The organism is Colwellia marinimaniae, assembly GCF_002207865.1.
Lineage (GTDB): Bacteria > Pseudomonadota > Gammaproteobacteria > Enterobacterales > Alteromonadaceae > Colwellia > Colwellia marinimaniae.
Window position 1 is genome coordinate 1 of sequence record NZ_BDQM01000423.1, and the last position, 248, is coordinate 248.

Genomic DNA, 248 nt, shown 5'->3' on the forward strand with positions numbered 1-248 from the left:
CTTCAGGGCTGGCGCGCAGCGCCGCGCCATTCGTCAGGGTTGCCAGCGGCACGAGTTCCGCGCCGGGAATATGCTCGCGGGCGTATTCATCGGCATCGCGGATATCGATCAGCCGCGCGCCGTGGTCGATGAGGGCCCGGGCTTCGGCAGGAGAAAGAGTAGCAATAGTCATAAACGCTCCTTAAGGGCAATAGATTGACTTCAGCGTGGTGACGATGTGCCGAACCGCTGGCCGGGTAATGAAGTAG

At 61.3% G+C, this 248-nt stretch carries 1 protein-coding gene; it reads right to left on the reverse strand.

What is annotated here, in order from left to right:
* Positions 1 to 172, reverse strand: a 172-nt coding sequence (locus tag MTCD1_RS19915; protein ID WP_268807387.1) for a rhodanese-like domain-containing protein, incomplete at its 3' end; no start/stop codon positions are given.
* Positions 173 to 248 lie beyond the last annotated feature (76 nt).